The sequence below is a fragment of the Pseudomonas cyclaminis genome (assembly GCF_015163715.1).
Lineage (GTDB): Bacteria > Pseudomonadota > Gammaproteobacteria > Pseudomonadales > Pseudomonadaceae > Aquipseudomonas > Aquipseudomonas cyclaminis.
Genome location: NZ_JADDUM010000066.1, coordinates 48,167 through 70,323, shown reverse-complemented (window position 1 = coordinate 70,323; position 22,157 = coordinate 48,167). Strand labels below are relative to the sequence as shown.

The following is a 22,157-nucleotide window of genomic DNA, read 5'->3' as shown; positions in this document are numbered from 1 at the left end:
GACGAGAGGCTCAACGGAAAGACCGGCGCGCAGCCGAACAACACGACGATGTAGGCCAGCCACAACCGGTTCTCGATCCGTGGCACCGAGAGCAGTCCCTTATTGCCCTCATCCGCACCTTGCTGACGGGCAGACAACCATTCCTGCAAGATGATTGCACCAAAGGGCGCGGCGAACAGTCCGGTGTCGGACAGGACACTCCAGAGGCCGTTGTTGATGATCCAGGCCAGCAGCGAGAGGTAAAACTCCAAGTAACTGTTGGTGCTCATGAGCATGGTAATGACCTCACAGTCGGGTGAGCTCGACGCAGATAAAGAGCAGGAGCCCTACTGTCCCGATGCGTTTTATGCGCCGTCGATCCTGTGGTCGATGTCGGTAGCGCCGAAGCACATCCCACCAGAGTGCAAAGAGAGCGCCGTAGAGCAGCGCACGCCACCATCGCAGATTGGGCCGTGCGGATTCGAATGCCTGCTGCCAGACCTCGAAACTACCCAGCGCAGTGCGGCCGATCCAGGCGACCAGTGCGGCGGTCAGGATCATCACCGCGGCAATCCCTAAACTCGAAAGCAAAGTGAATAGCGGTGAGCGTTTCATGGCTCACTTGCGCCTGGCGTCAGCATCATTGAGTCGACCTGGCTCAGGGTCACCTTGCTCGACGGTGCGCGAAGCATCGGCACCACCCGCATGTCGATCGAGCACGAGGCTGGCGGTGTTAGTAGCCAGCATTTGCCGAACCTGCAGTTCGGCCTGCAGCAGGCGTATTTCGCGCTCCAGCGCGTCGATGTTTTTCGTCAATGCGATTTGGGCCGGCTCGGCGGAGGCGATGTTCGGTTCGTGACTGCCCGCCAGCAGGGTGCGCAGTAGCAGCAACGCCTTGTGGAGTACGCTGGATAGGGCCGTCTCACTGGCCAAACGCCGTGCCAGCAGATCCTGATCGGGATCGTCACGCAGGGCTTCGACCACACCTCGGGTCACCGGTAACATCGGGCTGGAGGCTTTAGCCAGATTGTCAGAAGTAGGCGGCAGCGAGCCGGACAGCAACCCTTGTAGTGCTTTGAGGTGTTCGCTGTAGGCCTCCTGAATCAGCGGAGTCAATCCGCTGCCAGCGGTCGCACGAAGGGTTTCGCAGCTGTCGCAGGTCGAGACTTCGCTCTCGCCCAACACGCGAACGGCCCATTCGGATTCCTCTTGGGGCGAGGTCCATGTCTGGCAAATAGCCCCACCCAGACAATCACCGCTACTGATCGAGGCGCTGTCATCCACCGAACGGTTATGCAGCAGGTTATAACCCGCGCGCACCACGTCGGCGGTCACCCGAATGGGCGTCTGCCCATTGCCTCCAGCCTTCTGCCCGCCGACCCAGGACACCCCATTGTTGCCATTACGCGCCTCGGTATTTTTCACCGCGGCCACTGCATCACCGCCGGTTTGCTCCAGATTGCCCTGCATCTCCTGGTTCTTGGCCAGCGCACCCCAGCTGGCCTGACCGACCTTGTCCGCCATCTTCTCGGCCATGGCCTGGCAGGTCAGTTTGGAACGATCGAAGTCGATACGCCCCTGCATCACCCCATTACTGAGCAACTCATAGAGTCCAGGGTTGGCGCGCTGGATGATCAATGCCGGCAGCGACATCACCGCCTGGGTCGCATTCTGCACGATGCTGCCCATGATCTGCTGGAAACCTTCGGTGGCACCGTTCAGCTGGTTTTGCAGGGTGTTGGTGAGGCTCATGTTGCCGCACATCATATTCGCTCGCCATGACCCGCCGACGCCGAGACCACTGGGTCGATAGAGCGAACTCGGTGAGCCGACTGCCGAGCCGCCACCGATGGAGTACATCACTCGGTCGTCGAGTACTTCGCCTTGAGTACCCAGGCGGTAATCGCCCTCGGCGGCGTGGGCATGCGTGGCCATGCAGAGCAACAGACTCATCACGCCCAAGGAGGGGCGTGCGAGAAGCCGACTCATAAAGCACCGCCTTCGAAGTCGATGCTGAACAGAAAGGTCTGTCCCTCACGCTTGCAGCAGCTATAGGGCCGCCAGAGCGACCAGGCGTAGCCGCCGTCCGCGCTCTGTACCGGATTGCTGGGGAAGATGGCGCACATGGGCTGCACCTGGGGGTAGAGCAATTGCCACTTGTGGGTCGAAGCGTCGTTTTCAACGACCGGTCCCGGTGGCCAGTAGCCGTCACGTTTCGCGGGCGTGAGTGGTAAGTACACATGCGGCTGCCAGTTGCGGGTCATCACATCGCCGGCCCGTTGCGCCATGACTGCGGCCGCCTTGAAGTCGTCGGGTTGTACCAGAAAGCCCTGACGGGGGTAGACGTTGCCCCACATGTTTCCCGCGGCCTGACGACCGACTTCACGGATCCCCGGCATGAGCGACTCGGGGTAGAAACTTTCTGGGATGCCATGGCGCCAGGCCAGTGAATCCAGGGTACTCAGGTAGTAGGGCATGAACGCGGTTGCGCCGCCGGCGCAGGCATAGCCGGATTGCGAAGCCAGTTGCGTGGCGGCCCAACCACCGGGGTGACCAATGCCATCGACGTTCTTGAAACGGGGCAGGTTGTCGCGGCGGGTGTTCGGGGTGATCAGGTTGCCGCCACCCTCCGCGCCGCTGATGGGAGCGGATAGGGTGGCCATCTCGGTCCAGGGGTTGTTGCCGGTGGTGGTGTAGCTCGAGACCACCAGCTCAGGAATGAAATGACGAACCTTGGTTGAGGTTTTGACCTTGCAGCCGAAGGGCGTGCAGAGCAGCCAGAAACAAATACCGACGACCCTGTAGGCGAGGCAATTTGGCGAAAGAACAGAGGCGGTGATGCTGCTGGTATCCAGCGCCATGCTTGGGCCGCACGCCAGCAGGATGCTCAGCGCCAAGGGCCGAAGCTTTGGGGGCGTGATTGACGAGCAGGCAGCAGGCATGATCCAGGCTCAATTAGGTAAATAGCCAGGTCAGGTTCGGTTTCGGGCGGGAGACTGTCAGTAGATAAAATGAAGGTGGGTGTATCGACTTTGTGAGGCGTGAGACTATTATTTGACGTGAAGGAAGCTGCGCAACATATCGGGTTCCGTAAGTAGCTGATCCGTGGTGATTTCGAGAATATTGGCGAGTTTGCACAGGACCAACAGCGACGGATTGCCTGTGCATCGTTCGATCTGACTGACGTAGGTGCGATCCACCTCGGCCATGAGCGCCAACTGCTCTTGGGTCAGGTTTTTCACGCGTCTCATCCAGCGGATGTTTTCCGACAGATGCAGACGAAGCTGTTCGTAGTCTTGAGTCATGCGCGCAAATTGCGCCTTGAGGGACTCTCAATCCACGGGATATAGTCTACATTGACATTGATCTAGGCCATTTGATGCTCATGCCTGTTATCGAGCGTTCATTTGGTTTCGTTAAGATTTTCGAAGCTGGGCCCAGCGTCTAACAATAAATCAGAAATCCAGGGTGCGTATGAACGAAAACTACCTTTCAATTCCCGCTGCGGATGGTTGTACAAGTCTTTTGACACCTTGGGGCAGCGAGTTTGCCCCGATGATCGAACGTGGCGTGCAATGCGCTCAGGCTTGGCTTGATACGCCCGGCGAGATTCCACTGTGGTGGGCGTTGGCGCAAACCCGCAAGACCTTTCCAGTCGGTGACTGCCAAGATGCTTTTGAAGCTGGATTCCTGTTGAGGATTCAGCAGCGGCTGAGCAGTGTGCCACCCAGCCCAAATCAAGGTTGAAAAGAACTTCCCTAAAGACGCGTTCAAACACAAAGCTCGAACCGCTCCCAGAGTTCAGCCAGCGTTTCGGCTGCTGACGCCCCAATACCAGTGCTCGGAGAGTTGGTATTGGGTAATCGCTACCAGCGTCTAGTTCACCGCATCTTTCAGCGATTTACCGGCCTTGAAGCTGGGCGTCTTGGCCGCTGCGATCTTGATGGTGGCCCCAGTTTGAGGGTTACGGCCGTCGCGTGCCGCACGTGCTTTTACCGCGAAGGTGCCAAAACCAACCAAGGTGACGTTCTCACCGCTTTGCAACGAAGTGGATATGATGGTTGTGAGGGCTTCCAGTGCGCGCCCGGCAGTGGACTTCGGGAGGTCAGCGGAGCTCGCTATGGCCTCGATCAGATCGTTTTTATTCATGCGTGACTCCTTCCGCTGGCTGGGTGTTGACGAGTAATCTACTCAGATAATTCTTCGATATCCACTACAAAACCGCTCTCCAGCCCTCTACGGATGTAACGCTATTTGGGCTTAAAATCAGGTAGCTATGCCCCGATTCCACGACTTGGTCAATGCGCGCAGCTACCCGAAAAGCTGCCTCTAGCTCTGAACACTGGTATTCCTGCATTAAGGTCCAGCGTTCGGCTTTTTCCTCGGGCTCCGTCATCGCCAGAGCGAGATAGAGGCTGGGTGGCACGGCTCGAAACAGCGTTTCGAGTTTCTTCGACAGCACGACCCCCTCGGTGTATTTGCCCGGTTCCTTGCTGGCGGAGAGCAATAAGGCTTTCTGTGCCGGCGTGAGTTTCTTGAAGCGAGCGATTTCTTCGATTTCCGCCGGTGGCATGTTCAAGCAAATCCACCACTCGATCATGTTGAGCATGGTCTGTGCGGCAGTGGGGAAGTCAGCCAGGTTCTGTGTGGCGAGCCAGAACCAGGCGCCGAGCTTGCGCCACATCTTTGTGCCCTTGACCACGAACGGTGCCAACAGCGGGTTCTTGGTGATGATATGACCCTCGTCGGTGACCATGATGATCGACCGACCCAGATACTGATCACGCTCGGCGAGATTGTTCACGGTGTTCATCAGGCTGATGTAGCTGATGGACATCTGCGCCTCGTAACCTTCGCGAGCGTAAGTGGCGAGATCGACAATGGTCACATCGCTCTCGGGCCAAGGCGTGCCCTCGCGATCGAACAGTTCACCCTCGAAGCCCTGGCAGAACAGGTCGATGGACTCGCCCATTTCCTGGGCACGCTCGCGACGTTTCTCTGGCAGGTGCGGGTCGGCGGCGACACGCAGCAACGCGTCGCGCACGTCGCGGGTCAGCACCTGGCGACCCACCGGGACACAGGTCTGCGCCGCATCGAGAATGCACTCGCGAATCAGGCTGCGATCGGCTCGACTCAGGCGCGCCTCTTCCTTGGCCTCGCCGCCGGTGATCATCAGGCGAGCGGTGATTTCCAATTCGCCGAGAACATCGCGCTGGTCTTCGCGACTGGCTACCGCCTCATCGTCCAGCTCATAGATCGACAGACTCGCCACCTGATCCGGCTGCTCGACCAGGCGCCAGGCATCGGCGAACGGGGCGAGACTGACCGAGGCGCCAGGCTTCAATTGGACCTTGTTGACCGACAGGCCCTGTGTCGCGAAGTAGTCGCCCTGCAAACCGAATGAGTTGCCGGCCTCGACGATAAACAGGCGAGGGCGGTACACGGCCATGACCTGCATCAGCAGGGTGACGAGGGTCGCCGACTTGCCGGCACCAGTGGGGCCGAACAACAGCAGATGACCGTTCATGGCCCGGTCCAGGCGTGATAACGGATCGAAACTCAACGGCGAGCCGCCACGATTGAACAGGGTGATGCCCGGGTGGCCGGTCCCGGTGCTGCGACCCCACACCGGAACCAGGTTCGCCAGGTGCTGGGCGAACATCAGTCGCGTGTACCAGTTGCGCGTGTCGCGGGCCGGGTTGTAAGCCATTGGTAGCCAACGCAGGTAACTATTGCAGGCGGCGACTTCATCGCCTTCGCGTACCGGTTGCAGGCCCGCACCCAGCAGCGCGTTGGCCAGGCTGACCGAGCGCTGGTGCAATTGCTGCTCATCGTGACCGCGCACGTAAAACGCCAGGGTGCCCCGGTACAGCTTGTGCTGGCGGCCGATGATCGCGCGAGCCTCTTCGACATCCTGACGGGTCTGGGTCGAGGCCAGGTTTTCACCGATGGCTTTGCGGGCCAGGCGGTTCAACTGCTCCTCAAGCACATCCTGCGGTTTGACCACCAAGGTCAGACTCATCACCGTACCTTCGGGTAACTGGTCGAACAGTGAGTTCACCGCATCGCCCTTATGGGTTTCGCCGGTGAGTTGGCCAATCAAGGGTGCTCGCCGCAGTTTGTCCACCACCATCACCCGGTGGGGCTGATCGTCGAAAAACCAGAGTCCGCATTGCACATCCGAGCGCGGTTCGTTGAAGAACAGCCGCTCGGCAAAGTCGTGATCGAAGGGCAGTTCCAGCGACTCGCCATCGCCCGGCTCCGGATAGACTATGCGGTGGTAGAAATCCTCGGGTGCTTCATCGGTGAGCCTGGGGGCCGGATTGAACCAGGGCAGCAGCCAGGCATACAGACCTCGGCCATCGACTCGCGTCGATTGCACCCCGCATGCCTGCAACGAAGCCGCAATACGTTCGCAAGCCTGATGCAGGGATTGCACCGGGTTGAGTCCTGTCTCCTCAGCGTCAGACTCAAGCCAGCGATAGACCACCAGGCGCACCCGACGGTTATTGCCACGCCAGGGCAGGCGCGTCACCACCTTATCCTCAAACAGACCACCGGGCTTGGCGATGGCCTTCAGATGACGGCGGCTGAGCTCCAAAAAAGCCTCGGTGAAGACCGTGCCTCGCGCGCTGTCCTGAATATAGTCAGAGAGCCGGTTCAGGTAGGGGGTGAAGTCGTTGTCGTCCTGGCAGAAAAACTGCGCCACCCAAGGTGCTTGATCTAGCTCGTCAAAGCTGTCCTGCAGGGCATCCTCGAGGGCATCGCGGGCGGCGATCAACCAATCGGGTTCGCGCCCTTCGGTGCCGATGGGCAGCAACTCGAACACCGCACCCACCGAGCGATTGTCATCCAGTAGAAAACACTGCGCGGTGTCGAGGTATTCGACCCACGGCAGGTGATCGGTGAAGCTGGGGTTGTGCGCATAGAGCGCGGCTTCATCGGCCAAGGTGGCGCGAGGGCGCAATGGGTTGCGCCAGGCTTTCCACGCAGGAGTGCGGTTGCCCGCATCGCTGGTACGCACTACAAGTCTTCCTGACGTTCACCAGGCAATGCGTACTGCACCCGTTGGTAAAACGGAAAGACGGTCGAGTACCCCGGGATCGGTGCCTGCTCGGTGCCACTCAAATGCGGATACACGTACAGCACCAGATCGGGATTGGGCAGGCGAGGGAACAAATTGTGGATCTCGTTCGTCGCTGTGCGCGTGTACGGTTCCTGGAGAGAAGCGGAGAAGTCTGCCTGAGCCAGCGGGCGGCGTAACTGCTGCCGAGCATCCAGCAGTTGCTGCTGAGTGCCTTGCGAACCGGCGCCGTTCCAGATGTCCAGCATGGTCTGCTCACCATGGGGCAGCAGCGTCTCCTTGTCGGTGGAACATCCGGCCAGGATCAAGCAGAGCACGCTAATCCAGGTCAGACAGGGAGGCAGGGTCTTTTTCATGGAGAACGCTCCGGCCCTTGGGCTCGTAGTCGATGGTGATTTCATGGTCGAGGTGCAGGGCGACCTGTGCGGCAGGTGGCACGTACACGGCAGCAAAGGCTTCGCCATACAGTTTGTTCACCCACTCGCGGATGTCGCTGACCCCACCATTGAGAATTGAATTCAGTGCGCTATTGCCACTGCTATTGGTGACTCCGAGCGTACTGCCGCCCGAACTGATCACACTGCTGTTGTTCCGCTCATCACCGAGCAGAGCGGCGACACCGGCACCGGCGGCAGTGATCAGGCTCTGGCTGCCGAGGTATTGCTGAGCGTTCGAGCGGCGCTCGCCAGCGATGCAAGGAATGCCATACGGATCGGACAGGTAACCGAGTCCACCACGGATCTTGTCGGTGCTCGAGCTCTGGGCGGTGGAGGCATTGCGGCTGGTTACTGCCTTCGGCTGAGGCACTGTACGGATGGTGCCATCGGTAAACACAAAGGTGATTGACTCGACCTGTCCGCGTACGCAAGACAGGGTCCAGTCACCGGACGCCGTGCCGCTCATTACGGCACCCGCAACGTCCGGCAGGTCGATGCCGTTGGCGGTTAAGTTCTCGGGGCCGACCAGCACCTTGAAGGGATAGGGATCATTCACAGTGCCGTCCACCGGGACTCGGCCGATCAGCGCGGTCATGGCGACCGATCCCATCAGCGTAGCGTTTTCGGGGATCGTGTAGACCGGCTTCGCGCCTTCGGTACGATCAACGGATCGCGTGAGGTCATGCTCACCCTGGGTGACCGCACGTAGCTGTTTCTGGCCGCGATCAATCGCGTTTTCTTTCAAGCCTTCCAGTGAGTTGAAGGCAGTAGGCAGACTCAGTGCGGAGGCGGTCTTGGTTTTGCCTCCGGCGTTGGTGGACGGAACATCCGAGGGTTCAATCCACTGCAGAACATCATTGGCGGAGTGTTGCCCCTCGAATTGAGCCCCATCACCCGGCTCAAGCCCCAATCCGATTGGCATGTCCTTGCCGTTGCCGGTCAGCCCCGACAATTGGTTCTGCAATTGCGTCAGCAGACCGCGTGCCTGACGACTGTCTTGTTCTGCTTTGAGCCGGGCCTCGTTGGCTTGTCGGCGGCCTTCGTCGACCTGTTGGGTCACGCTGCCCAGTGCCGTCTGGATACGCGATTCGACACTGTTTTCCCGCTCACGCAGGCGGTTGTTTTCCGTCTGCAGCGAATCGTTGTGTTTCTTCAAACCGAGCATGTCGCTGCGCATGGCCTTCACCTGGCCGACCAGGGTGGCGACCGTGTCGCGTGGGGTATCGCCCGCAATGCCGAGCGACTTGGCTTGCTCGGCGGATAACTGAATGTTTCTCTGATCAACTGGGTTCTCTGGAAAGGGGGGGCTGCCACCCGTGACCCAGGTTTTCAGGATGATCAACACCACGGCCAGCAGCGCAGCTGGTACCAGCCATTTAAGCAAGGCGTTAGCTTTCATCGTCAACCCCTCGCGCAACGGGCGGGAGCAGCAAAGCGTGTTCGAGGCCGGCACCGCGAGTGACGAGGTAGGCGAGCGTGGTGTCTTCAGCGCTGCCGACAGGCCCGAGGAAAGCATGCTGGAAGGCCGCGGCGAGCAGTTTGGCCTGAATCTGACGCGGATCGAGTTGCACCGGCTCTGAACTACGATTGCGCAACTTCACTGCCGTCACCCAGTAATCACCGAGTCGCCAGGCGGCGATAGGTGTGCTGGAAATGTTTTCGGTCGGCAACAGGGTCGGCAGTTCGGTGCGCAGCTTGAGCGGTACGCGGCGTACGCCGGGTAGGGATTCTACGGTGCGCAGCGGCGCGTATAGGCTCTGTGCGGCATAGCGCGTCAAAGCGACCGGGATCGGTGTACGTTCTGGAACAGGGACGGTGCTCGATTCAGTCTCGGTAGCTTGCACCGGAACATTCTTGAGAATACGCACGGGCTCCAACGGTTGATCACCAGGAGTGGCCGCGATATCCAGCAGGATAATTTCGCCCGTCGCGACCGATTGGAGTTGCAGTCGAGTCGGTGCAATGGCTTCCGACGCGCGCAAGTACAGCGTGCCGCCAGTTGATTGCACGCGCAGCTTGCCCGTCAGGGCTGAGGGCACGCCGACTCGAACAGCCTCATTGATAAAGACTACTCGCTCTTGATTGATCACCAGTGGGACCGCGAGGGGTAGGCGTTCCCAGTGCATCAGCTCGACGGCCTGCGCTGCAGCTCCCCATAACATCAGTGCGACGGTCACTCCCAGGGTAGAAATCCGCTTCATGGCTCACCTCCAGGCAGGGAGATTTTTTGCGGCGTGCCCTGATAACAATCCAGTGCCAGCCCCCATTTGTTGCGTTCGGGATCCAGGTCGAAACGCACCACGCGTAATGGATAACGCACCACCACCCGTTTCACTGGCTCGGCGGCGTAATACTCATCGGCGTTGAGGTCGAGTTTGACCAGCCAGCTGTCGCGGTCGAGTTGCTTGACCCTGAGTCCCGGATCTTCGCTGTAGCCTCGGCCCAGAATTTCGTAGACGCCACGCACTCGCTGGCGCAGTTCGCCGGCGGCTTTGCGGTACTCGTAGTCGCCGTCGAGGAAGGCCTTGCAGGCGGGTGTCAGGTAGGACTGCAAGCCATAGATGGCGCGGCGATAATCCTGCTCGCCATCCGAGGGCCAGCGGTTGAGCTGACCGAAGATGTACAGGGCAAAGGCATAGACATTCTCCGAGGGAATATCCCACCACTTGCGCGTGCTACCCGAGCGCAGATCCGGGGGGACATGCACGGTCAGATCGGTCGGTGTCGAGCGCCAGCCATACCAGAGTCCGGCGCAGACTAGGGCGAGGATCACTACCGCCAGACGCAGGCTGAAGATATGGGCCTGTTGGGCATCGACCTTGTTCCGAAAACGACTCATGGTTGCCACCGGGACAGGGCAGGGCGCAGTCGACGCGAACGGCGAACCGTCCAGGCGCCGGAGTGGAGGATCAAACTGCCGCGCCCCAGGCGCCAACGGCTGGCGAGTACCCATTCGAGTTTGCGGTACAACCAGGTCTCGGGGCGGGCCCGTTTGGCCCGACGCAGTAGCGTGCCACCGACCAATAACACCACGGCCATGCCTGCGATCATGCTGGTCGGCGCCACGGCAATGGAAGCGGTGGCGATCGTCAGAGGAACGCCCAGCAGCAGGCCAATGATTGCGCCGGTGCCAAGCGCTACCCACATCTCATCATTGGTCAAACCGCGTAATACGGCAGGATCGCGATTGAGCCGCTCCGGCAGAAAGACCAAGGTGCCGTCGGCAAGATGTTCGATTTTGTCGTTCATGCCGACCTCACAGAATCGCGGCAGCCTTGGTCAGGAACCAGATGATGATCACCACCAACAGAGCACCGATACCGACCACCGCACCCAAGTCCTTCCAGGTCTTGCGCTGGTTCTGCACGTCGGCATAGACGGTCAGGGAATGCCAGGCCACGCCGAGAAACGCGAGCAGGGCGATCAGCAGGCCGAGCAGGATACCGCCGTCGTAGGCGTAGTTTTTGATCGTCTCGATCAAGCCGGATCCTTCGCCACGGGAGGGTGCTTCCATGGTCGGTAATTCGGCAAAAGCCAAGCTTGGACCGAGCACCAGTAGCAGACCGATCAAGCGCTGGCTCGCACGATCACGCAGGTTGTTTTTAAGGGGGACTAGGCACTTGAGCATGACGGCGATCTCCTGGATTAGGACAGGGTGAAGAACATCAGAACGAGTAGGGCGAGCAGCACGCGAGCGGCGCTGCCACCGAAGGCACCGAAGCGCACGCTACCGGCTGCCCACCCTCGGTAAGCCGTCCACATCACCCAGGTACACCAGAGCAAGGTCAGTACGAGGACCAGGGAAAGCCACAAAGTTGAACTGCTCTGCGCCGAAAAGCCGGAGGCGTTTTGGAAGGCAGCGGTCTGGGCGTCGGTCATGCTCATGGCGAGGGCTCCGCGGACGGAGTGTCGAGGCTGTAATCGCCTAACAGTTCACTGGGATCGCGGGGTTGAGCGCGGGAGGGGGACAGGTAGCTCTGCACACCGTGACGGATACGTTGGATGTCTTGGAGCAATTGGGGGTAGTCGAAGCGATAGCGTTCGTTTGATTCAGGGGTACTGGCTAACTCGGCTCGCGTCGTAAGGCGTTCGATAGTGTCGAGTTGCTGTTGGACCAGGCTTAGCTGTACTTGCTCATCAGCCGATGCGGCATAGCTACTGCCATGGACGATAGCTAGCGAAAGTAGCAACGAGCAGCGAAAGGCGGAAGTCGGCATGATGCTGGCCCATAGTGATATGGAGTCAGAATCAAGTTAAAGGGTGGGGATAGCAGTAAGAAAAGCGAGACGTGAGGAATCGCTTTTCTTCGGTCAGTTCACTGCAGGAGTTGAAAATTGTTGTTATCTGGCATTGTGTTTTTGGGCAACCTCTATTCGTGCTCAGTTGAATTGAACCAGATAAATACGGGTTGACGATGATGCTCAGGTGTTCCTCAAATGAGAGTTTGTCGGAGCGATGAGCATAAAGAAGGAGCCGAAACCCGGCGTTTACGCCGGGTTTCATTGCCTTACAGAATGTTCAGCGGGTAGCTGACGATCACCCGATGCTCGTCGCTATCGCGTTGTGTCGACACTTCAGTGCGCAATGACGCATGGCGCAGTGCAATGCTCAGGTCCTTCAGCGGCCCTTGCTGAATGACATAGCTCACCGTCAGGTTGCGTTCCCACTCGCTTTTGTCGCCTGTCGGGGTACGGATGTTCGAACCGTTTTCGTACATGCCTAGGAAACTCAAACCCGGAACCCCGACCCTGGCGAAATCATAACCGTAGCGAACCTGCCAAGTGGTTTCCCCGGCGCGCTGGAACTTGCCGATCATCGACTCCGTCATGAAATAGGCGGTGGAACCGTCACCCTGATTCAACCAGACCGCATCGCTGTCGCCGCTGACTTGTTGCAGGCCGGCGGCGAAGGTGTGGCCGTTCACCAGGTAAGTGAATTGCGCGCTGTCCAGGCGACTGTCGACCTTGCCCTTGGTGACGCCGTTGCCGTAGTAACCGAAGGTGTAGAACGCGGGGTCATGGCCGTTGGCGCCATCAGAGCGGTTGTCGAAGTGACGCAAATCGGTACGCAGGGTGCCCGGGCCGACCTGCATATCGTATTTGAGCCCGAGGAAGTTCTGTTTGTAGAAGTCCTGCAGGTTGCCGTAGTAGTACTGCAATGTCAGGTCTTTGGTCGCTTTGTAATCCACGCCGCCGTAGTAGAACTTGTTCACGAACTCGCCGGTCTGCGCGTTGTTCGCGCCGGGAATCGACATGCCCATCTGGTTGCTCGAACCGCGACCTTTGACATGCTCCAACTGGCCGAGGGTGAAGGTGAAATTCTCCAGGTCCTTGGACTGAATCTGCCCGCCATTGAAAGTCTGTTGCAGCATGCGGTCGGTGGACATCACCACCGGCAACATCGGCACCAGCGTGCCGTATTTCAGTTCGGTGTTGGAGAACTTCGCCTTGGCGGTCAGGCCCAGGCTGCCGAACTCATCCACGGCACGCCCATCACTGTCGGTCGGGAAGATGTTGCCGTTGAAGGCCTTGCTTTCAGGGTTGTAGTGCCGACCTTTGCCGGAGTCCAGCCGCACCCCGAACATGCCGATGGCATCCACGCCGAAACCGACGGTGCCTTGAGTAAAACCGGACTGAAAGTTGGCGATGAAACCCTGGCCCCACTCCTGGGTGTAGTTGGGGGCGGCCGCACCGCTGCGGTTGTCGGCATTACTGAAAAAGTTGCGGGCCAGCACGCTGAGCTTGCTGTCTTCTACCAGGCCTGCGGCGTAACCCTGTTGAGCGATGATCAAGCCGCAAATGCCGGCCATTACTTTAGGTGCGCGATTGAAAAGCTCCATCGGAGTCATCCCCATGAGTTGTTGAGTGTTGTGAGAGGCAGTCAAAAGCGGCAGTAAGGTTTTTATTGTTTTTCAGGAGCAACGGTGGCCGGCAAGACGTTCAGTCTTACGGGCGGCAAGCGGTACAGGATGAACAGCGCCAACACGCCGAGCCCGGCGCACAGCAGCAGGCCGACGCCCACCGACTGGGCCAGGGCATCGCGGGCCAGGTTCAGCCATTGCGGGTGTTCGAGCTGGGCGGCATCGGGACGCAGAAGTACCTGCGGGTCTGCGTACAAGGCCAATCCGTCCATGTGCGCTTGGGCGATAAAAAGTCGTTGCAGGTTGGCGCTGTACAGCAGGTTGACCAACACACCCATTCCGGCTGTTCCCAGCAAGCCACCGACCAGGCGCAGCGATTGGGTCAGCGCGGTAGCGATGCCGAGGAACTGGCGATCGGCGAGGGTCTGGGTGAAGACCGTCAGGTTCAGCAGGATGAAGCCCAGGCCAAGCCCCGCCAGCAGGATCAAGCCGAGTAGCGCATTAAACGAAGCACTGCGTCCGGCGATGGCCAGCCCGAGGCATGCCAGCAGTAGCGCGACAAAACCACCCAGCGGCAACAGGTTTGGATTGCGCAAACGGGTGACGATGCGGCTGTTGACGATGGCGCCCAGGGTGATGCTCAGGGCCAGTGGCGTAATCAGCAGGCCGGCATCCTGCGGCGAGTAGCCGTAGCTGCCTTGCAGTAACAGCGGCAGATAGAACAACAACGAAAACATGATCGCCCCGGCGGCCACCGACAGCAGAAACAACAGGCGCATGCTCGGTAATCCGAGTAACGCCGCCGGCAGCAGCGCGTGCTGGCAGCGTCGTTCCCAGTGCCATAGGGCAAGGGTCGCCGCGATGCAGCTCAGTCCCAGCGCCGCGCTCAGTATCAGACTGGAATGGCCCAACCATTCAACGAACAATTGCAAGCTACCCAGCACCAAGGCGATTAGTAATGCGCCCGGCCAGTCGAGGCTAATTTTTGCCCGTTGCTGCGGGTGGTAATAAGGCAGGTAGCGCCAGGCAAAAAACAACGCCAGGCAGCCCAGCGGCAGATTGATGTAGAACACCGAGCGCCAACCATAGGCCCCCGTCAAATAGCCGCCCAACCCAGGTCCAATGGCGTTGACCACGCTGAACAGGGCACTGAGCAACATCTGCCAGCGCAGGCGTTGGCGGGTGTCGGGAAACAGTTCCGGGATGCAGGCGAACGCCGTGCCGATCAACATACCGCCGCCGACGCCCTGCAAGGTGCGGCCGATCACCAGCCACAGCATGTCGTTGGCCACGGCGCAGGCCAGCGAAGCCAGGGTGAAGATCAATGTGGCGGCGATCACGAAGGGCTTGCGCCCGTAGTAGTCGCCCAGTCGGCCGAAGATCGGGATGGTGACAATCGACGCCAGCATGTACCCCGTGGCCACCCAGGCGTAGAGCTCAAAACCCTTTAGCTCGGCGACGATGCTCGGCAAGGCGTTGCCGATCACTGTCTGATCAAGCGCCGAAAGCATCAGCACCAGCGAGATGCCGAGCATTGCCAGCAGAGCCTGCTTGAAGCTCAGGGGAGAGTGGGGGGCCGCGGTCATTATCGGTCCTCAGCCCAGCGCCGCAACGGCAGCGGCAATCCGCGAACAACCTTCGTCGAGGGTCTTGATGTCGGTGGCGATCGACATCCGGAAGAACGGCGCCAATCCATACGCGGTCCCGGCTACCACGGCCACACCCTGGTTTTCCAGCAGGTACATGACCACGTCGTAATCGGTGTCCAGGCGCTTGCCATGAGTGGTCGATTTGCCCAACAAGCCCGAGCAGTTCACATAGAGATAGAACGCCCCATCGGGTTTGCGGCAACTCAAGCCATCGATGGCATTGAGCAAGTCCAGGCAGCGATCCCGACGTTGCTGGTAAACCGCCACGCTGTCCTTGACGAAAGTCTGGTCACCGTTGAGCGCTTCGACCGCTGCGGCCTGGCTGACCGAGCAGGCATTGCTGGTTGATTGGGATTGCAGGGTCGCCATCGCCCCGATCAAATCGGTTGGGCCGGCGGCATAACCGATTCGCCAGCCGGTCATGGCGTAAGTCTTGGACACCCCGTTGACCACCACGGTGCGCGCGGTCAGCGCCGGTTCGATGGCTAGGATGTGCGGGTTGTCCAGGCCTTCATAGCGGATGTGTTCGTAGATGTCGTCAGTCATCAGCAATACGTGCGGATGGTCGAGCAGCACATCGGCCAGGGCGCGCAGTTCGGCAGCGCTGTAGCTGGCGCCGGTCGGGTTGCTGGGGGAATTGAGCAGCAGCCAGCGAGTGCGTTTGGTGATCGCGCCGCGCAGCTGATCCGGGGTCAGCTTGAAAGCGTTTTCTTCCGGGCAGGCGAGGGTGACGGGTTCCCCTTCACAAGCCAGCACCATGTCGGGGTACGACACCCAGTACGGCGCCGGAATCAGGACTTCATCGCCCGCGCCGAGCGTGGCAGCGAAGGCATTGAAAATCGCACTTTTCGCGCCACTGGTGACCAGGATCTGATTCGCACCATAAGTCAGGCTATTTTCCCGTGCCAGCTTGTCGATAATCGCCTGACGTAATTCCGGGGTGCCGGCATTTTGCGTGTAACGCGTCTCGCCACGTTCGATGGCGGCGTTGGCCGCTTGCCGAATGTGCACCGGGGTATCGAAGTCCGGCTCGCCGACGACCAGATTGATGATGGATTTGCCCTGCCGGCGAAGTTCGTTCGCACGGTCGGAAGCGGCGCTGCTTGGGGACGGCTTGATGCGTTGCACACGGGCGGCGATGCGGGAGGCGGTCACGTGTCGTTCCTCGTTGATGACGTTGACGAGGTCCTACAGTACGAGCCGCTAACCAGGCAGCCATAAGATGAGATCGTTCTGGTCGGATAGGAATCGCTTATGGCTGGAACTGAACAGTCATCGCACCAAGACGGTGCGTTCAGCCCTGTGTGCCCGTGGCGGGTGTCGATCAACGTAACTACGATCCAGCCATAGCAAAGGCTTATGGTTGAGCCTTGGCATTAACCACGCGCGCGAGGTTTCGGGCTGGCCTGGCTCTTGCTAAAGCCTGAGGGCTGTCTCCCTTTTTCGAGCAAGAGCACCGCCAACGTGAATCTGCGCCGTTTGAAGTATTTCGTGAAACTCGTCGATATCGGCAGCATGACCCAGGCCGCCGATGTGCTGCATGTCGCGCAACCGGCACTCAGTCAGCAACTGGCCACGCTGGAAGCTGAGTTGCAACAGCAGTTACTGATTCGGACCAAACGCGGCGTCACCCCGACTGAGGCTGGGAAGGTGCTCTACGGTCATGCGCAGATCATTTTGCGCCAGTGTGAGCAGGCTCAGAGCGACATCAATGCCACGGGGCATGCCTTGTCCGGGCAGGTGTCGGTCGGCTTGGCGCCGGGCACCGCCGCATCGACGCTGTCCTTGCCGCTGTTGCGCAGGGTGCGCGAGCGTCATCCGGGTATTTTGCTGTACCTCAATGAAAACTTCGGCACCACATTGAGCGAGTTGATCATGAACGGCCGGATGGACATGGCGGTGCTGTATGGAGGGCGCGAAGTGCATGGCTTGAGCTTCGTTTCGCTGCTGCGAGAGAACCTGTACCTGGTGAGTGCCGACCCTTCAGTCAGTGCGCTCGACGAGATCCCCCTGGCTGAACTCGCCGACATGGACATGCTCCTGCCGCGCCCCTACAACGTCATGCGGCGGCTGGCGGATGAAGCCTTCCAGCGCATTGGCATGAGCGCGCGGGTGGTGGCGGAAATCGAATCGTCGATCACCCTGACCGCCGCCGTCGCCGAGCACTTTGGCTCGACGATCCTGCCCGAATCCTCGGCGCGGGTGATGGTCGCCGGCACTTCGGTGCACATGTGCCGAATTGTCGAGCCCGAAATCGAGGCGCCCCTGGCACTGTGTCTGTCCGGTCACCTGCCGTTGTCGGTGCCGGCTCAAGCGGTCAAGGCGATCCTGCTGGAACTGGTCGCGGAGATGCGCGGCAGCTTGATCTGAACGGTCATAAGGACGGCTTATCACCCCAAAGCCAAAGCGTCTTGGTAGCCGTTGGACGGGGTCGCTACATTGACCCTATCCACTCAGACACGCTCGACAGGCAGGGGCCCACGCATGGATTCAGAACGCATCAAGGGGTTGATCGATTTGCTCGCCGAATCCGATCTGCTCGAACTGAGTCTGACCGAAGGCGACAGTACGATTCGCCTTTTCAAGCAGGCCGGGAAGGTCGTGACGACCGAGTCGATGGCTGAGCCTTCGCCGACACCGACCGCGGATTTGCCCACGTCAGGCACCCCGGCGATGGCCGCTACCGAGATAAAGGCCAGCCTGTATGGCGTCCTGCATCTGACGCCCGCCGCAGGGGAAGCACCGTTTGTTGCTGTCGGCGATCAGGTCGAAGCAGGGCAAACCCTGGCGGTCCTCGAGGCGATGAAAATGTTCCACCCGGTCAAGGCCAAAATCGCCGGTCAGGTCACCGCGATCCTTGCCCAGAGTGGCGCCGAAGTCGAAGCCGGACAGTCGCTGTTCCGTCTCGGCTGATCCAAAGCCCATCCTCTTTCAGGTGAATTCAATGTTCGACAAAGTGCTGATCGCCAACCGTGGCGAAATCGCCCTGCGCATTCAGCGTGCCTGCCGCGGCCTTGGGATACAAACCGTGGTCGTGCACTCCGAGGCCGATCGCCACGCACAGTATGTGCAAAACGCCGATCAGGCCCTGTGCATCGGGCCGGCGTCACCCAGCCAGAGTTACTTGAACCAGGCAGCGCTGCTGTTCGCGGCCAAGGTCAGTGGCGCGCAAGCGATTCATCCGGGTTACGGTTTTCTGTCGGAGAACGCCGGGTTTGCTGAACGTATCGAAAATGCGGGGCTGACCTTCATCGGGCCGAGCACGGCCTGTATTCGCACCATGGGCGACAAGGTCGCGGCCAAACGGGCGATGCGCGAAGCCGGCGTGCCCTGCGTGCCAGGGCCGGATTCGGTAATGCCGACTGACGATGCCAGCATCCAGGCGATTGCCCGTGAAATCGGTTACCCGGTGATCGTCAAAGCCGCCGGCGGCGGTGGTGGTCGTGGCATGCGCGTGGTGAAGGAAGAGAGCGAATTGCTCGACGCCATCGCCCTGACCCGTGAAGAAGCGCGGTTGGCTTTCGGCAATCCGGAACTCTACATCGAGAAGTTTCTCGGCCATCCACGGCATGTCGAAATCCAGGTGTTATGCGATGCCCATGGCCACGCGATCTGGCTGGGTTGCCGCGATTGCTCGTTGCAGCGTCGGCACCAGAAAGTCCTCGAGGAAGCGCCGGCGCCGGGCATTGATCCGGAACTGATCGCCAAGGTCGGTGAACGCTGTGCCGCCGCGTGCCGGCAGATCGGCTATCGCGGCGTCGGCACCTTCGAATTTTTGTACGAGGACGGTGAGTTTTTCTTCATCGAAATGAACACCCGCCTGCAAGTCGAACACCCGGTGACGGAGATGACCACCGGCATCGATATCGTCCAACAGCAATTGCGCATGGCCCGCGGCGAAGTGCTGGAGCTGCGTCAGCAGGACGTGCAGCTCAATGGCCACTCGCTGGAATGCCGGATCAACGCCGAAGACCCGATCACCTTTATGCCGACGCCGGGGCTGATTCAACGCTGGGAAGTCCCCGGTGGTTTTGGTGTGCGGGTCGATTCCCACGTCACCACCGGTTACCGAGTACCGCCTTACTACGACTCAATGGTGGCCAAGGTCATCACCCACGGCGCGACGCGCGATGAGGCGATGGCGCGGATGCGCCTCGCCCTGAGTGAGCTGGTCGTGGAAGGCATCTCGACCAATATCCCCTTGCACCGCGACATTCTCGAAGACCCGGCGTTCTGTGCCGGTGGCGTGGACATTCATCACCTGGAGCGCTGGCTGCAACAACGGAGTCCGACATGAACACAGCATCTGTTTCGCCGCGTCCGCACATCAGCTTGCTGGGGTCCACGGCTTTGTTATTCGAAGCGCCGGGCGAGCTCGATCTGGCACCGCAACAACGCATTTGGAGCCTGGCCTTGCAGGCCGGGGAGTGGGCCGAGATCCACGAAGCGGTCCCGGGCATGAACAACCTGATGCTGACGTTCATCAAGCCGCCGCGTGACCTCAATGGGTTGTGCGAGCGATTGCTGGAAGCGTGGGAGGTCAGTCAGCCATTGCCACTGGAAGGTCGGATTGTTGAATTGCCGGTGGTCTACGGCGGCGAGTTCGGCCCGCACATCAATGATGTGGTGGCGCACACCGGGCTGGACATCGAGACCATCGCCAACCTGCATTGCGAGCCGTTGTACCCGGTGTACGCCTTGGGCAGCCACCCGGGTTATTGCTACCTCGGTGGCATGGATTCGCGCCTGGCCACGCCACGACGCCAAGTGCCGGTGATCAGCATTGCCGCCGGCTCGGTGTCGATTGGCGGGGTGCAGACCGGCGTCTCCGCCTCGGCCGGCCCCAGCGGCTGGAACACCATCGGCCGCACTGAAATGTCTTTTTTTGACCCGACCCAAAACCCTCCGGCGATGCTCAGGCCGGGCGACATGTTGCGTTTGCGCATCGAGAGGATCATTCGATGATCGAGATTTTATCGGCCACCGCTTTGGCCACGGTGCAGGACTTCGGCCGCTTTGGCAGCCTCGGTTACGGCGTCGGGACATCCGGCGCGATGGACCATTTGGCGCTGGCGTTGGGCAATCTGCTGCTGGGTAATCCTGAGGACGCGGCGGCGATCGAAATCCCGCTGTTTCCATTCGAAGTACGGTTTACGCAGGACTGTGCGTTCGCGTTCACCGGTGCGGCTTGCGAAGCCACCCTCGACGGTCAGCCATTGTTGCCATTCTGGGTGGCGCAGGCTCGGGAAGGCCAGGTGCTGAGCCTCGGCTATCCCACCTCCGGCAGTCGCGCCTACTTGTGTCTGGCCGGCGGTGTCGACGTGCCGCAGGTGCTCGGCTCACGCAGCACTCAGTTGCGCGGTGAGTTCGGTGGTTTGCAGGGGCGGGCCTTGCAGCAGGGCGACCGGATCTCGGCGTTGCGTCCCGGCATGAGTGCGCTGCCAACGGATTTTGGGGTCGTGTCCCCGAGTCAGGCGCTGTCGTTGCAACGCGATGGATTGCCGGCGATGCGCGTACTGCCTGCGGCTGAATACGAGTGCTTTCTGGACGAATCCCGTGCCGCGTTCTGGGCTGGCGAGTGGAAGGTCACGACCCAGAGCAACCGGTACGGCTACCGGCTCGAAGGCGCGCCGATCTTGCCCAAGGCGCCGATGGAAGTCCGTTCCCACGGCATCGTCCCCGGCGTGATTCAGGTGCCCCACGGTGGCCAGCCGATCATCCAGATGCGCGACGCGCAACCGAGTGGCGGTTATCCGAAATTCGGCACCGTGATCGAGGCCGACCTATGGCGTCTGGGCCAGGCGCCGATTGGCAGCAAAGTGCGGTTTATCGAATGCAGCTATGCCGAAGCCGTCGCGGCCCGGGAAGACAATTCGCGCTATCTCGCGGAGGTCAGCCGCTTGGTCAACCTTCACGGGCTAGCCTCGCGCTAAGGACATTCAGACATGACAAATCAGGAAATCCGCCAGTTGGCGGTGTGGCTCAAGGAGACCCACCTGGCTGGCGCGGAAATCCGTCGTCCGGGGCTGCATTTGGTGCTCAAGCGCTGTGTCGACGAGGTCGCGGAACCGGTTCAGATCACGGCGCCAGAGGCTTTGAAGGCGCCCGATGAACAGCTGTTGAAGACCCCCGGTCTGGGCCGATTGCTGCTGACGCACCCGCAACAGAGCGAGGTGCTGGTATCGGTCGCAGTCGGGTGGAGCCAGGGCAACTGGTCGCGTTGCTGCAAGTCGGCGATCTGCTGTTGCCGATTCGCAGCCAGAAGGCCGGACGGCTGGCGGCGGTGTTGACGGCGTGTGGCACGACGGTGGGATTTGGCGAGGCGTTCATGCGCCTGGACGCGGCATGACGAGTGAGGGCAAGTGATGAAGATTGATTTGAACGCTGATCTGGGCGAGGGCTTCGGTCCCTGGCGCATGGGTGAAGATGAAGCGTTGATGAGCCTGATCTCATCGGCCAACGTGGCGTGCGGTTTCCATGCCGGTGATCCGCTGATCATGGATAACACCGTGCGCCTGGCCAAGGCCGGCGGCATCGATCTGGGCGCCCATGTGGGCTTCCCCGATTTGATGGGTTTTGGCCGGCGACAGATGAACATCGAGCTCAAGGAACTGGCGACCTACGTGGTGTATCAGCTCGGTGCGCTGGCCGGTATGGCGGCGGTCAATGGCCATCGCATGACCCACATGAGTTTTCACGGGGCGCTGGGCAACATGGTCGCAGCCGACGCGGCGCTGGCCGAACCCTTGGTCTGTGCGGTGGCGGCGTTCGATTCGACGCTGATTATCAGCTCATCGAGCAGTCGGGCCATCGAAAACGCCGCTGACAAATGTGGGTTGCGGGTCGCCACGACGTTTCTGGCCGACCGCGCCTACGACGACGACTGCCTGCTGGTGCCGCGCAAGGTGCCGGGCTCGGTGATCAAGGAACCGGCGGCCGTGTTGCAACGGGTTCGACAGTTGCTGGAGGAGGGCACCGTGACCACTCTCAACGGCAAGCACATCGCGGTGCCGGCGCATTCGATCCTGTTGCACGGCGATACCCCTGGCGCGGTGGAGCTGGCCCGCACCATCCGTCGAGAAATCGAGCTGGCGGGCGGCTGTATCACGCCAATTTCGCAGCTGTTGGCGTAACGGTTGCACGGTCAT

General features: G+C 60.4%; 25 protein-coding genes and 1 pseudogene. 8 read left to right on the top strand and 18 right to left on the bottom strand.

The window, feature by feature from the left end:
• The 5 genes and pseudogenes from IQK56_RS10695 to IQK56_RS10675 form a co-directional block, all read right to left on the bottom strand.
• Positions 1 to 275, bottom strand: a pseudogene (locus tag IQK56_RS10695) (conjugal transfer protein TraG N-terminal domain-containing protein); the annotation flags it as partial.
• Positions 276 to 285: 10 nt separating this feature from the next.
• Complete coding sequence (locus IQK56_RS10690) at positions 286 to 594, bottom strand: hypothetical protein (protein ID WP_193864058.1); 309 nt, start codon at positions 592 to 594, stop codon at positions 286 to 288.
• 3 nt (positions 595 to 597) lie between these two features.
• The gene (locus tag IQK56_RS10685) at positions 598 to 1,968 is read right to left on the bottom strand and encodes an integrating conjugative element protein (protein WP_193864057.1); all 1,371 of its coding nucleotides are present in this window, start codon (positions 1,966 to 1,968) and stop codon (positions 598 to 600) included.
• Positions 1,965 to 2,921 (bottom strand): TIGR03756 family integrating conjugative element protein, encoded by a 957-nt coding sequence (locus IQK56_RS10680; RefSeq protein WP_193864056.1) that lies wholly within the window; start codon positions 2,919 to 2,921, stop codon positions 1,965 to 1,967. Before IQK56_RS10680 ends, IQK56_RS10685 begins: the two co-directional genes overlap by 4 nt.
• A gap of 108 nt (positions 2,922 to 3,029) precedes the next feature.
• Positions 3,030 to 3,284, bottom strand: coding sequence for a helix-turn-helix domain-containing protein (locus IQK56_RS10675; RefSeq protein ID WP_122318590.1), 255 nt, complete (start codon positions 3,282 to 3,284; stop codon positions 3,030 to 3,032).
• A gap of 169 nt (positions 3,285 to 3,453) precedes the next feature.
• On the opposite strand from IQK56_RS10675, the gene IQK56_RS10670 reads away from it, so the two are divergent.
• Complete coding sequence (locus IQK56_RS10670) at positions 3,454 to 3,726, top strand: LasR-specific antiactivator QslA (RefSeq protein WP_193864055.1); 273 nt, start codon at positions 3,454 to 3,456, stop codon at positions 3,724 to 3,726.
• Positions 3,727 to 3,855: 129 nt separating this feature from the next.
• Here the strand turns inward: IQK56_RS10670 and IQK56_RS10665 are convergent, their stop codons facing one another.
• The 13 genes from IQK56_RS10665 to IQK56_RS10605 all read right to left on the bottom strand — a co-directional run bounded on the left by IQK56_RS10665 (position 3,856) and on the right by IQK56_RS10605 (position 16,164).
• On the bottom strand, positions 3,856 to 4,128 hold the full coding sequence (locus IQK56_RS10665; RefSeq protein WP_154847243.1) for an HU family DNA-binding protein: 273 nt from the start codon (positions 4,126 to 4,128) through the stop codon (positions 3,856 to 3,858).
• A gap of 64 nt (positions 4,129 to 4,192) precedes the next feature.
• Positions 4,193 to 7,003 carry a conjugative transfer ATPase gene (locus tag IQK56_RS10660; RefSeq protein WP_341869502.1) on the bottom strand — a complete coding sequence of 937 codons (2,811 nt, stop codon included), beginning with the start codon at positions 7,001 to 7,003 and terminating at the stop codon, positions 4,193 to 4,195.
• Positions 7,003 to 7,419: a TIGR03751 family conjugal transfer lipoprotein gene (locus tag IQK56_RS10655; RefSeq protein ID WP_193864054.1), complete on the bottom strand. Its 417-nt coding sequence runs from the start codon at positions 7,417 to 7,419 to the stop codon at positions 7,003 to 7,005. The genes IQK56_RS10660 and IQK56_RS10655 overlap by 1 nt, the downstream gene beginning before the upstream one ends.
• Positions 7,382 to 8,899, bottom strand: a complete 1,518-nt coding sequence (locus IQK56_RS10650) for a TIGR03752 family integrating conjugative element protein (RefSeq protein ID WP_193864053.1) — start codon at positions 8,897 to 8,899, stop codon at positions 7,382 to 7,384. Before IQK56_RS10650 ends, IQK56_RS10655 begins: the two co-directional genes overlap by 38 nt.
• Positions 8,889 to 9,701, bottom strand: a complete 813-nt coding sequence (locus IQK56_RS10645) for a TIGR03749 family integrating conjugative element protein (RefSeq protein ID WP_193864052.1) — start codon at positions 9,699 to 9,701, stop codon at positions 8,889 to 8,891. The genes IQK56_RS10650 and IQK56_RS10645 overlap by 11 nt, the downstream gene beginning before the upstream one ends.
• Complete coding sequence (locus IQK56_RS10640) at positions 9,698 to 10,339, bottom strand: PFL_4703 family integrating conjugative element protein (RefSeq protein WP_193864051.1); 642 nt, start codon at positions 10,337 to 10,339, stop codon at positions 9,698 to 9,700. Before IQK56_RS10640 ends, IQK56_RS10645 begins: the two co-directional genes overlap by 4 nt.
• Positions 10,336 to 10,749, bottom strand: coding sequence for a TIGR03750 family conjugal transfer protein (locus tag IQK56_RS10635; RefSeq protein ID WP_193901677.1), 414 nt, complete (start codon positions 10,747 to 10,749; stop codon positions 10,336 to 10,338). The genes IQK56_RS10640 and IQK56_RS10635 overlap by 4 nt, the downstream gene beginning before the upstream one ends.
• Before the next feature lie 7 nt (positions 10,750 to 10,756).
• Entirely contained in the window at positions 10,757 to 11,128 is a 372-nt protein-coding gene (locus IQK56_RS10630) for a TIGR03745 family integrating conjugative element membrane protein (protein WP_003174125.1), read from the bottom strand.
• A 17-nt stretch (positions 11,129 to 11,145) separates the two neighbouring features.
• Positions 11,146 to 11,385 (bottom strand): TIGR03758 family integrating conjugative element protein, encoded by a 240-nt coding sequence (locus IQK56_RS10625; RefSeq protein ID WP_193864050.1) that lies wholly within the window; start codon positions 11,383 to 11,385, stop codon positions 11,146 to 11,148.
• Complete coding sequence (locus tag IQK56_RS10620; protein WP_193864049.1) at positions 11,382 to 11,717, bottom strand: integrative conjugative element protein, RAQPRD family; 336 nt, start codon at positions 11,715 to 11,717, stop codon at positions 11,382 to 11,384. The genes IQK56_RS10625 and IQK56_RS10620 overlap by 4 nt, the downstream gene beginning before the upstream one ends.
• Before the next feature lie 290 nt (positions 11,718 to 12,007).
• The gene (locus IQK56_RS10615; RefSeq protein WP_193864048.1) at positions 12,008 to 13,339 is read right to left on the bottom strand and encodes an OprD family porin; all 1,332 of its coding nucleotides are present in this window, start codon (positions 13,337 to 13,339) and stop codon (positions 12,008 to 12,010) included.
• 62 nt (positions 13,340 to 13,401) lie between these two features.
• Positions 13,402 to 14,946: an MFS transporter gene (locus tag IQK56_RS10610; protein WP_193864047.1), complete on the bottom strand. Its 1,545-nt coding sequence runs from the start codon at positions 14,944 to 14,946 to the stop codon at positions 13,402 to 13,404.
• Positions 14,947 to 14,955: 9 nt separating this feature from the next.
• Complete coding sequence (locus IQK56_RS10605) at positions 14,956 to 16,164, bottom strand: aspartate transaminase (protein ID WP_193864046.1); 1,209 nt, start codon at positions 16,162 to 16,164, stop codon at positions 14,956 to 14,958.
• Between the two features lie 309 nt (positions 16,165 to 16,473).
• Between IQK56_RS10605 and nac the strand changes: the two genes are divergently transcribed.
• The 7 genes from nac (at position 16,474) to IQK56_RS10570 (ending at position 22,142) form a co-directional block, all read left to right on the top strand.
• Complete coding sequence (nac, locus tag IQK56_RS10600) at positions 16,474 to 17,379, top strand: nitrogen assimilation transcriptional regulator NAC (protein WP_193864045.1); 906 nt, start codon at positions 16,474 to 16,476, stop codon at positions 17,377 to 17,379.
• 114 nt (positions 17,380 to 17,493) lie between these two features.
• Positions 17,494 to 17,922: an acetyl-CoA carboxylase biotin carboxyl carrier protein gene (locus tag IQK56_RS10595; RefSeq protein ID WP_193864044.1), complete on the top strand. Its 429-nt coding sequence runs from the start codon at positions 17,494 to 17,496 to the stop codon at positions 17,920 to 17,922.
• A 31-nt stretch (positions 17,923 to 17,953) separates the two neighbouring features.
• Complete coding sequence (gene accC / locus IQK56_RS10590; RefSeq protein WP_193864043.1) at positions 17,954 to 19,306, top strand: acetyl-CoA carboxylase biotin carboxylase subunit; 1,353 nt, start codon at positions 17,954 to 17,956, stop codon at positions 19,304 to 19,306.
• A complete protein-coding gene (pxpB, locus tag IQK56_RS10585) occupies positions 19,303 to 19,974 on the top strand; it encodes a 5-oxoprolinase subunit PxpB (protein WP_193864042.1) in 672 nt (223 codons plus the stop codon). Before accC ends, pxpB begins: the two co-directional genes overlap by 4 nt.
• Complete coding sequence (locus tag IQK56_RS10580) at positions 19,971 to 20,942, top strand: 5-oxoprolinase subunit C family protein (protein WP_193864041.1); 972 nt, start codon at positions 19,971 to 19,973, stop codon at positions 20,940 to 20,942. The genes pxpB and IQK56_RS10580 overlap by 4 nt, the downstream gene beginning before the upstream one ends.
• A 12-nt stretch (positions 20,943 to 20,954) precedes the next feature.
• The gene (locus IQK56_RS10575) at positions 20,955 to 21,299 is read left to right on the top strand and encodes a hypothetical protein (protein ID WP_246500194.1); all 345 of its coding nucleotides are present in this window, start codon (positions 20,955 to 20,957) and stop codon (positions 21,297 to 21,299) included.
• A gap of 75 nt (positions 21,300 to 21,374) precedes the next feature.
• Complete coding sequence (locus IQK56_RS10570) at positions 21,375 to 22,142, top strand: LamB/YcsF family protein (RefSeq protein WP_193901675.1); 768 nt, start codon at positions 21,375 to 21,377, stop codon at positions 22,140 to 22,142.
• Positions 22,143 to 22,157 lie beyond the last annotated feature (15 nt).